This window comes from Streptosporangium sp. NPDC020072 (assembly GCF_040631445.1).
In the GTDB taxonomy this organism is placed as follows: domain Bacteria; phylum Actinomycetota; class Actinomycetes; order Streptosporangiales; family Streptosporangiaceae; genus Streptosporangium.
In genome coordinates this window covers 17792-26993 of record NZ_JBEYAB010000013.1, presented here as the reverse complement: position 1 = coordinate 26993, position 9202 = coordinate 17792, and the positions used below count along the sequence as shown (strand labels likewise).

Annotated in this window: 12 protein-coding genes; 8 read left to right on the top strand and 4 right to left on the bottom strand. The window is 70.0% G+C overall.

The window, feature by feature from the left end; genetic code table 11:
• Positions 1-276: 276 nt before the first annotated feature.
• Both ABZ470_RS28915 and ABZ470_RS28910 read right to left on the bottom strand, forming a co-directional pair.
• On the bottom strand, positions 277-1713 hold the full coding sequence (locus ABZ470_RS28915) for an MFS transporter (protein ID WP_362915305.1): 1437 nt from the start codon (positions 1711-1713) through the stop codon (positions 277-279).
• A 402-nt stretch (positions 1714-2115) separates the two neighbouring features.
• Entirely contained in the window at positions 2116-2742 is a 627-nt protein-coding gene (locus ABZ470_RS28910) for a TetR family transcriptional regulator (protein WP_362915303.1), read from the bottom strand.
• 136 nt (positions 2743-2878) lie between these two features.
• Here ABZ470_RS28910 and ABZ470_RS28905 point away from each other — a divergent pair, with 136 nt between their 5' ends.
• The 4 genes from ABZ470_RS28905 (at position 2879) to ABZ470_RS28890 (ending at position 5583) form a co-directional block, all read left to right on the top strand.
• Entirely contained in the window at positions 2879-3628 is a 750-nt protein-coding gene (locus tag ABZ470_RS28905) for an HXXEE domain-containing protein (protein ID WP_362915301.1), read from the top strand.
• Between the two features lie 147 nt (positions 3629-3775).
• A complete protein-coding gene (locus ABZ470_RS28900; RefSeq protein WP_362915299.1) occupies positions 3776-3925 on the top strand; it encodes a hypothetical protein in 150 nt (49 codons plus the stop codon).
• 247 nt (positions 3926-4172) lie between these two features.
• On the top strand, positions 4173-4490 hold the full coding sequence (locus ABZ470_RS28895) for a hypothetical protein (protein ID WP_352012828.1): 318 nt from the start codon (positions 4173-4175) through the stop codon (positions 4488-4490).
• 112 nt (positions 4491-4602) lie between these two features.
• Entirely contained in the window at positions 4603-5583 is a 981-nt protein-coding gene (locus tag ABZ470_RS28890) for a hypothetical protein (RefSeq protein WP_362915297.1), read from the top strand.
• Here the strand turns inward: ABZ470_RS28890 and ABZ470_RS28885 are convergent.
• A complete protein-coding gene (locus ABZ470_RS28885; RefSeq protein WP_362915295.1) occupies positions 5568-5963 on the bottom strand; it encodes a helix-turn-helix domain-containing protein in 396 nt (131 codons plus the stop codon). The genes ABZ470_RS28890 and ABZ470_RS28885 overlap by 16 nt on opposite strands.
• Before the next feature lie 208 nt (positions 5964-6171).
• Positions 6172-6459, bottom strand: a complete 288-nt coding sequence (locus tag ABZ470_RS28880; RefSeq protein ID WP_362915293.1) for a hypothetical protein — start codon at positions 6457-6459, stop codon at positions 6172-6174.
• Between the two features lie 253 nt (positions 6460-6712).
• Here ABZ470_RS28880 and ABZ470_RS28875 point away from each other — a divergent pair, with 253 nt between their 5' ends.
• From ABZ470_RS28875 to ABZ470_RS28860, 4 genes are all read left to right on the top strand, one after another.
• Entirely contained in the window at positions 6713-7537 is an 825-nt protein-coding gene (locus tag ABZ470_RS28875) for an NAD(P)H-binding protein (RefSeq protein WP_362915291.1), read from the top strand.
• 99 nt (positions 7538-7636) lie between these two features.
• The gene (locus ABZ470_RS28870) at positions 7637-8236 is read left to right on the top strand and encodes a TetR/AcrR family transcriptional regulator (RefSeq protein ID WP_362915289.1); all 600 of its coding nucleotides are present in this window, start codon (positions 7637-7639) and stop codon (positions 8234-8236) included.
• Positions 8227-8736: a cupin domain-containing protein gene (locus ABZ470_RS28865; RefSeq protein WP_362915287.1), complete on the top strand. Its 510-nt coding sequence runs from the start codon at positions 8227-8229 to the stop codon at positions 8734-8736. Before ABZ470_RS28870 ends, ABZ470_RS28865 begins: the two co-directional genes overlap by 10 nt.
• The gene (locus ABZ470_RS28860) at positions 8736-9155 is read left to right on the top strand and encodes a DUF4267 domain-containing protein (protein WP_362915285.1); all 420 of its coding nucleotides are present in this window, start codon (positions 8736-8738) and stop codon (positions 9153-9155) included. Before ABZ470_RS28865 ends, ABZ470_RS28860 begins: the two co-directional genes overlap by 1 nt.
• Positions 9156-9202 lie beyond the last annotated feature (47 nt).

Sequence of the window (9202 nt, the reverse complement as noted above, 5' to 3'; positions counted from 1 at the left end):
ACAAGGTCGGGGTGATCGAAACGCCCGGAACCCTGGACCTCCTGGTCTGATCGATGCCCTGCGATGCGCCCGTTGCGCCCGCTGAGGTCACCCGATCCCAAGGCGACGCGACAGCGGTGGACCAGGACGAACCTGCTGCCCGACAGGCTTTCAGGCGGCCGGCCAGCAGGTTCGCTCGACGACCCTAGATGACGGTCGACCTCGCTCCTGACGTGATCAACATGCCTGACAACCCTTGGATACCGGTCAGGCGTGTTCCCCGAACCCTCACATGCCCTACATGTCTGACCGCCGAGAGTCACTCAAGACAACGGTGCCCCCGGCACGCGAGCCGGGGAGCCTGAGGGCGGCCAGGACGGCTGTCAGCATGACGGCGCCCAGGACGTGGACGGCGACGCGCATTCCCTCGGCGGAGGTGGCGGCCAGAGCCTGCCCTTCGATGTCACGGTTGGCGACGGCCACAAGCACCGCCAGGCCCACGGCGGTTCCCACCTGCAGCGCGGTTGAGGCGACCCCGGAGGCCAGGCCCTGTTCGTCCGCCGAGACGCCGGTGCCCGCGGCGATCCACATGGCCTCGTAGGTGACGCCCATGCCCAGACCGATGACGACGACCCCGGCCAGGACGGTGAGGAAGGATCCGCCCACGTGCATGCCGGGGGCCAGGAGCACGGCGCCCACGGCGTTGAGGACGATGCCGACGACCAGCGTGTTCCGGGTGCCGAACCGGTGGATCAGCCGCTCACTGAGGAAGTTGCCCGCGGTGATCGACAGCGTCGGGCCGAGGAACGCCAGCCCGGTCTCCAGGGCGCTGAAGCCAAGGACGTTCTGGAAGTACAGCGTCAGGAAGTACGGCACGGCCTGCATCGTCAACCCGAAGGCGAGGATGACCACGACCCCTCCGCTGAACGCGCGGTTGCGGAACAGCCGCAGCGGCATCAGCGGTGTCCGGCCGCGGGCCTGGACGCGCAGGAACACGACCAGCAGGACCACCGCGAGAGCGGCCGCGGCGATCACCTCGGTCCGTCCCCAGCCGACCTCGGAGCCGTGCGCCACCGCGAAGATCAACAGCGTGACGCCCGCGGTACCGGTCAGGGTTCCCGGAACGTCGACGCCTCCTCTGGTGACACGGCCGTCGGAGGGCAGCAGGGCGAAGGCGGCGGCGGCCCCCACGGCGGCCAGCGGAACGTTGACGTAGAACACGGCCTGCCAGCCCAGCGCCTGGGTGAGCACCCCGCCGACCAGCGCGCCCACGGTGAGCCCGCCTGCGCCCGCCATGGCCCAGACCGTCAGGGCACGGTTGCGTTCCCTGCCCTCGGCGAAGGTGGTGTTGACCAGGGCCAGCACCGCGGGGAACAGCACCGCGCCGGCGAGGCCCTGCAAGGCGCGCGCGGTGAGCAGTACCGCCGGGGCCGTGGCCAGGCCGCCCAGTACGGAGGCCACGCCGTACAGCGCCATGCCGAGCACGAACATCCGCCGACGCCCGATCAGGTCGGACAGCCGGCCGCCGAACAGCAGGAAGCCTCCGTAGAGGACGGCGTACGCGGTGATCACCCATTGCAGGGTGTGCGGTGTGAAGCCGACATCGGTCGCGATGTCGGGCAGAGCCACATAGATGATGGTGAAGTCGAGACTGATGATCAGATGCCCGAGCGCGAGCAGCGCGAGGCTCCGCCCCGGCCGTCGGCTGCGGGGCGGGGACTGGGTCGTGGACATGGGTGTGCCTTTCGTCCGTGTGTGGTTCGGTGGCCTGTCATGGCTGCACCGGGACCGGCGGACACTTGTTGGCACACCCTCTGAGGGCGCTGGGGTGGGCGGCGCCCGGACTTGGCCCGTCCGGTCCGGTCATCGCCCCTCCCCTCTTGGCGTGCGCTGCGCTGTCTGGCACGACTATGCCGCTCGCCGTGTTCCACGGCATCGGACGCCCGGTCGGCGCGATCCGGGACCTTGGACCTAGGACCTGTTTTGTGGACCTTCCGCTCCGAACGACCCGAGCCCTGGAGGGTTTGCCTGGATGGTCCCGTCTGCCGTCCGGTGCGGCGACGGTCGCGCGTGATGTTCCTTTGATGTTCTGGGGTGTTTGCGGCGGGGCGGGGCCTTGGGCGGTGGCTGCTCGGCTCAGGTGGTGGCGGGCTCGGGGCGGTCCAGGGGGCCGGCGAGGTAGTGCTGGACGGTGGGGGCGACGGCGGCGAGGAGGACGGGCAGGTCGCGGTCGGCCAGGGCCGGGAGCCGGAGCAGGTGGCGGCCCAGCGCGATGCCGAACAGGTGGTTGAGCGCCAGGGCCAGGCGCAGGTCCGGGTCGTCGCCGGGCAGCAGGGAGAGGACGTCTTCGGGCAGGGCGGCGGTGAGCTGCGCGCGCAGCTGCTCGCGGGCGCCTTCGTGGGCGAAGGCCGACGTCACCGTGGCGCTCAGGGACCCGGCCAGGCCGGGGTCCTCCCACAGCGACAGGTAGGCGAGGGTCAGGCGCTCGCCGAGCTCTCCGACGGGCCCGTCGAAGGCCTCCCGGACCTGCTGGACCGCCTGGCCGGGCAGCTGGAGGGTGGCGGCGAACAGGCCGTCCTTGTTGCCGAAGTAGTGGGCCAGCAGCGCGACGTCGACCCCCGCCGCCGCGGCGATCGACCGCATGGTCGCCCCGCGGAACCCCTTGGCCGCGAACTCGTGCCTGGCCGCGGCCAGGATGCGGTCCCGGTTACGGCCGTCGCCGCCGGGCGGCCGCCCGGGACGCTCGGAGTCCTTCTCGCCCATGCCAGGCACCCTATCCGATATCAACATCTGTTGACATCAACAAGTGTTGAAATACAGTGTGGTGGTCCGGATCCCGATGGGCGACCCGTGTCCGGCGGCGGATCCGCACCGAGAACCCCTGGAAGGCACCCCGCGCATGTTCTCCACATTCGATCTTGAATTCGCCTGGATCGGCCTCGGAGCCGCGATCGTCCTGACGGTCGCCCTCCTGGCGACCGACGCGCTGCGCAGCGGCCGCGCCCTGCCCCGGTGGAAGGACCCGACCTGGCTGGGCTGGGTCGCCGTCGTCGTGTACCTGTTCCACAACATCGAGGAGTACGGCATCGCCGCCGACGGCGCCCACCACGCCTTCCCCGACTCTCTGTGCACCACGCTCAACCGGGGTGCCTATCCGGAATGCCCGATCCCGACAGAGTTCTATCTGTTCGTCAACATCGGGTTGGTCTGGGTCGTGGCGGTGATCTGCGCCCTGCTCGCCGGCAAGTACGTGATGATGGGGTTCGCGTTCTACAGCATCGTCATCGTCAACTGCTTCGTCCACATCGTCCCCGCCCTTGCCACCGGCACGTACAACCCGGGGCTGCTCACCGCGGTCGTGATGTTCCTGCCCGCCTCGGCCTGGATGATCGGCGTCTTCCTCAGGCACCAGGACCCGCCGCTCGGCAAGTGGCGCCTGCTCGGCGTCGTCGGCATCGGTGTGGCCGCCCACGGCGCCCTGCTGCTCACGATCAACCTGTTCCTGAACGACGTCATCTCCGGGCCCGTCCTCGACCTGCTGCAGCTCCTCAACGCAGGCCTCGTCCTGCTGGTCGGCGCCCTCCTCCAAAGGTCCCTGCCCCCGGCACGCGCCGCGACGGCGAAGACCGGCACCCAAGCCACCCGCTGAACGACGCGAGACCCTTTCCGCACACGGCCGCCGGCCAGGAGCCGTCGGCGGCCGAGGGTCGCGGCACCGTGGTCGTCGATGACGGGGCATCATGAAGAACCGGCTGCGCGGACCGCGTGCGGCCCGCCGAGGGGGTCAGGCAGACCGGTGCCAGGTCTCCTGGCGGCCGTCAACGTCATCGAGACCGAGCGGTACGACCCCGGCCCGCCCCTGGCCTTCGCCATCGCCGACGTCTTCGGCCTGAGCGGTCTCCCCTGCCATCGAGAATGGCAGTTTTGCCGTCTGGTGTGGCGATAATCGCGCGTGATACTTCTTTGGTTGATAAGCGACCAGGAGCTCTCCGGCCATAATGCCGAATATATGCAGGGTTTCGGTTCTTCGAGTGGCCGGATGTAATCAGGCGCAGAGTCGGGCCTGAAACGGGATAAGGCAGAAACAAAGGCCTTGGCCGGAATTCTGGCGCATGGCAGGACTGCCGCGGGCGGGAGGCCTGGAAAACACACCCGCCCACGGAAACATCCGTAGACGTATTAGGGAGGTTACTATGCGGACACGCATACGCGCAGCTCTCCTGGGTGGGATCGCCTCGGCGGCCTTCGGTGCCGCCCTGCTCGCCGCCCCCGCCGCCAATGCCGACTGGAACGGTACCTGTGCCATTTCCTACTACCAGCAGTCCGGAACCGGCCACGCCACCGGCTGGTGCGGCGGCACCGGACCGGAGAAATACCAGATCGGCGTCAAGTGCGCGAACGGTCTCTGGTACTGGAGCCTTTTCGCGAAGGACTTCGGCGACACCACCGGCCTGACCGCCGACTGCCCGACCGGATACGCCGCCGTCGGTTACGACTGGCGTCGTTTCTGACATTTCCGGGAACCAAGGGTCCCGGGCCGTTTCTGAGAGGAGGCTGAGACCCTCTGAGAGGAGGCTGAGAGCGACCTAAAGGTCAGTGTCCCGTCTCGTCATACTCCAGTACATGTCGATTCCAGAGGCGGCGTCCGTGGGGCCGAGGTGGCGTGCCGTACGGCAGGGCGCCGGATACTGCGCGGCCGGGACGATGTCGTTGTATCTGCTGGTCAAGGTGATCTGGGTGGCGAGGCTGCTGCTCGGCGGCGGTTCGTGGGAGGCCGAGACGCAGGTGGCCGACTGGGCGCTGCTCAACGCGTTGACCGTGGTGATGGCGGCGGCCGGGGTGGCGCTCGGGCTGTCACTGGCCCGGCCCTGGGGAATGCGGATCCCGGCGCCGTTGCTGCTGCTCCCCGCCTGGACGGCCGCGGGTTTCCTGGTGCCGATGCTGCCCTACATGGTGGTGAGCGCTCTGCTCGGCGACGGGAACGCCGAGGAGGGGGCACGTGCCGTGAGCGTCGCCGAGCCTGCGGCGGCCGGATGGGAGATGGCGTTCCTGGCCATCGGTTTCGCCGGGATGGGGCTGGGCCTGGCCGTCGGACTGCCGATCTATCTGCGGGAACGGTGGCCCTGGGCGTTTCTGGGCCGGGTCGGCGACCTCCCCCGGGTCCGTCCCACCTGGCGGGCGAACGCCGTACGGGCGGCACTTGCCGTCGCGGCGGGCTTGGGGGTGATGTGGTCGTTCTGGGCGGTCGGCGGCACCGTGGGGCTCCGCGCCGACCTCGGTCTGAACGGCCGGTTGCTCGCCGCCACCTCCGGTGTGTGGGCGTTCGCCGCGGCGGGAGGCGTCTGTGTGCTGACCGCCCGGGTGGCCAGGCGGCTGCCCGTGTGGTTCCCGATGGCGGTGGCCTTCGCCGGATCGGGCTTCCTGACCGCGTGGAGCGGCTGGAAACTGGGGATCTCCGCCTTCGGTCCCGACGGCTTCGCGCCCCGGGAACACCTCCCCGTCGCGTTCGCCGGGAACATCCTGGCGGTCGCCGCCGGGGTCGTCATGGTGGGCGCCGTGCTCCAGGTGTACCGGTCCCGGGCCGGAGCTCAGCGGGCGTCGTAGTGGTCGCGGTTCGCGAGGACCTCGGCCATGTGTGTCTGCGCCCAGCTTCTGAGCCCGCGCGTCATGTGGTGGAGCGAGCGGCCGAGGTCGGTCAGCTCGTAGGAGACGGTGACGGGGACGGTCGGCGTCACGGTGCGGGTGAGCAGGCCGTCGCGCTCCAGTGACCGCAGCGTCTGGGTCAGCATCTTCTGGCTGACCCCGGCCAGGAGCCGGGCGAGCTCGGAGTAACGCATCGCCCTGCCGGGGCCGTCGTCGCCGCCCAGCGCGCACAGGATCAGGACGACCCACTTGTCCGAGATCCGGGCGAGCAGTTGCCGGCTGGGGCACGCCGCCAGGAACGCGTCGTACTCCACCTTGGCCTGGGTCGCCTTCGTCGTCACTGGTCGCACCTCTCACCGGCGGACGGGTTACACGCTCCAAAGTACCTACTTCCCCATGGGAAGTTTCTCTCCGATGCCGATGCCGATGCCGATGCCGGTGCGGGCGCCGCCTTGGGCGCACGACGAGGGCGTCACGATGAGTACACCCGGTGGCTCCTGGGCCCGGGTGACCTGGCCGAACTGGACGGCGTCGGCCGCTGGACGGCCTTCAGGAGGATGCTTCGTCGCCGATGGCGCGGAGGACCTCGGAGAGCCAGACGAACCCGTATCCCACGACGCGGTCGGGATCGGAGAGCATGTCGTCCAGGTAGCCCCACGAATCGGACAGCGCGCCGATCGTGAGGTCTCGCGGCTCGTTGTAGACGTCGTAGGCCTGGTCCCGGGGCACGGACCAGAACTCCTCGGCGTTGATCTCCACCACCTGCCCGCCGGCGCTGATCCGTTCCACGAGCAGGTCGAAGACATCTTTGAGCTTCTCCACGGGGATCTCGACCATCAGCGTCCTTCCTGAGGCACCTGGCGTTTCCCTCGATTGTTCGCCGATCCGGTCTCGCCCCCTGACGGAGTCGCCGGTCGGCGGCCCCGGGAACGGTCACGCCTCCGAGCCCGGCGGTCCCGCGCGATCCGTTGTGAGTCAGTTGCCCAACTCAGATTGGACAAGCAGGAGGCGGTCCGCTAGCTTTGTTTTCAGTTAGTCAACTAACTAACAAAGCGGCGAAGCGATTCGCCATCCTGGAACGGGGAGAGTCATGATCGTTGTTACGGGTGCCACCGGGAACGTCGGCCGTGCGCTGGTGCGGGAGCTCGTCGAGGCCGGGCAGCAGGTGACGGCGGTGGCCCGCCGGATCGAGGCGGCCGACGTCCCGGCCGGGGTTCGCGCCGTGGCCGCGGACCTGGGAGACGCCGACAGTCTTTCCGGCGCGCTTGCCGGTGCCAAGGCGCTGTTCCTGCTGGTCGCCGGGGAGGACCCGGCCGGGGTGCTGGCGAGGGCGAAGGCCGCAGGGGTGGCCAGGGTGGTGTTGCTGTCCTCCCAGGGGGTGGGCACCCGGCCCGGCGGCGCCTACGCGCACGCCGCCGGTTTCGAGCAGGCCGTGGCCGCCTCCGGGCTGGAGTTCACGGTGCTGCGTTCGGGCGGAATGGCCTCCAACGCGTTCGCCTGGGCCGAGCCGATCCGCGCGCACCGGACCGCCGCCGCCCCGTTCGCCGAGGTCGGCCTGCCGTTCGTCGACCCCGACGACGTCGCGGCGGTGGCCGCCGCCGTACTGACCGGTGACGGGCACGACGGCGCGACCTACGTGCTCACCGGCCCGGAGTCGACCACGCCGAGGCAGCGGGCCGAGGCGATCGGGCGGGCGATCGGTGAGCCGGTGACGTTCGTCGAGCAGACCCGCGAGCAGGCGCACGCGCAGATGTCGGCGTTCATGCCCGCCCCGGTGGTGGAGGGCACGCTGTCCATCCTCGGCGAGCCAACCGAGGCCGAGCAGGCGGTCAGCCCCGACGTGGAGCGCGTCCTCGGCCGTCCGGCCGCGCCGTTCGCCGCCTGGGCGACGCGCAACGCCGCCGCGTTCCGCTGACCGGTCCCCGCGTTGTTTACGAAACCGGAGTTGCGTAATTGGAGGGCGGAGGAGTAGCTTTTATTTCGCAACAAGGGTTTCGTAAATGAGGGGGTCGCGATGGCGCCGCGCGGACGACCGCGTGACACGCAGGTGGACGAACGGGTGCTCCGGATCGCCGCCGCGCTGATCTTCGAGCGCGGTTACGCCGGGCTGTCCGTCGACGAGGTGGCCGAGCAGGCGGGCGTGGCCAAGACCACGCTGTACCGCCGCTGGCCGACCAAGGACCACCTGGCCGTCGCGGTGGTGGCCCGGCTGCAGGCCGACGACGAGATCACCGACACCGGGGACATCCGGACCGACCTCGTCGACTACCTGGAGAAGATCGCCGCCGGGCTCAACCGGATGCGTGCCGCGGGTGGCAACAGGGGCCCGTCCGCGGGAGCCGTCGGCGAACTCGTGGGCGCCGCGGCCAGACACGAGGACATCGGCCGGTTGGGCCGCGAGCAGTACGCCAGACGCAACGCCATCGCGCTCGCCCTGATCGAGCGCGCCCGGCTACGCGGTGAACTGCGCGCCGACCTCGACGCCGAGGCGCTGTTCGACCAGCTCGCGGGAGCCCTCTACTACCGAGTAATGATCACCGGCGCACCGACCGACCGGGCCTACGCGGAACGGCTCGTCTCCTGCGCGCTCGAAGGGAACATGACATGTCGCTGATCGCGGAAACCGCCGTCGTCCGAGAGGTCGACGCCGAGACCATCGTCTCGGCCACCGCCACCGGACGGCTGCTGCTCGACTCCAGCGACACCGGCGGCGCGCTGAGCACCCTCAGGATGACCCTCACCGAGGGCGCGGACGGCGCCGTGCCCCACCACCACGCCACCTCGACCGAGCTGTTCTACATCCTGGACGGCAAGGCCCGCATCCTGGCGGGCGAGGAGATCGTGACGCTGGGGGCGGGCGACGTGGCGGCCGTGCCCCCGATGACGCCGCACGCCTTCGCCGCCGCTCCCGGCCACACCGCCGACCTCCTCATCGTCGTCGCCCCGGGCATCCAGCGCTTCGAGTACTTCCGGCTGCTCGACCGGCTGCGCAGGGGAGAGGCCACGCTTGAGGAACTGCTGGCCTCCCAGGAGCTGTACGACAACCACTTCCTCGACAGCCCGGTCTGGACCCGTGACCGCCAGGCGTCCACCAACGGTGGAGGAGAGCTCTGATGCTCACGAAGATCGGTACCGTCCTCGCCGTCGTCGGCGCCCTGTTCATCGGCTACATCGGGGTGAGCTACCTCGTCGCACCCCAGTCCATGGCGCCCAACTTCGGCCTGCCGAGCTGGCCGCAGGGCGAAGGAGCCGGCTTCCTCGCGGTCAAGGGGATCCGGGACGTGGTCTCCGGCCTGGTGATCCTCGCGATCACCCTGACCGGCAACCGCCGAGTCCTGGGGTGGGCCATGCTGGCCATCGCGCTCACTCCGGTCGGTGACATGCTCCTCGTGCTGTTCTCCGGTGGAACGCCCGCGATCGCCTTCGGCGTGCACGGCGCGACCGCGGCCATGGTCGCCCTCACCGGAGGTCTCCTGCTGAGCGGCCCCCGCCCCAGGCCCGCCACGTCCTTCACGACCCCGCTGGTCTCATGATCCTCGCTACCGGCCGGGCCGGGTGAACGCCCCTCGTGAGTCCACGG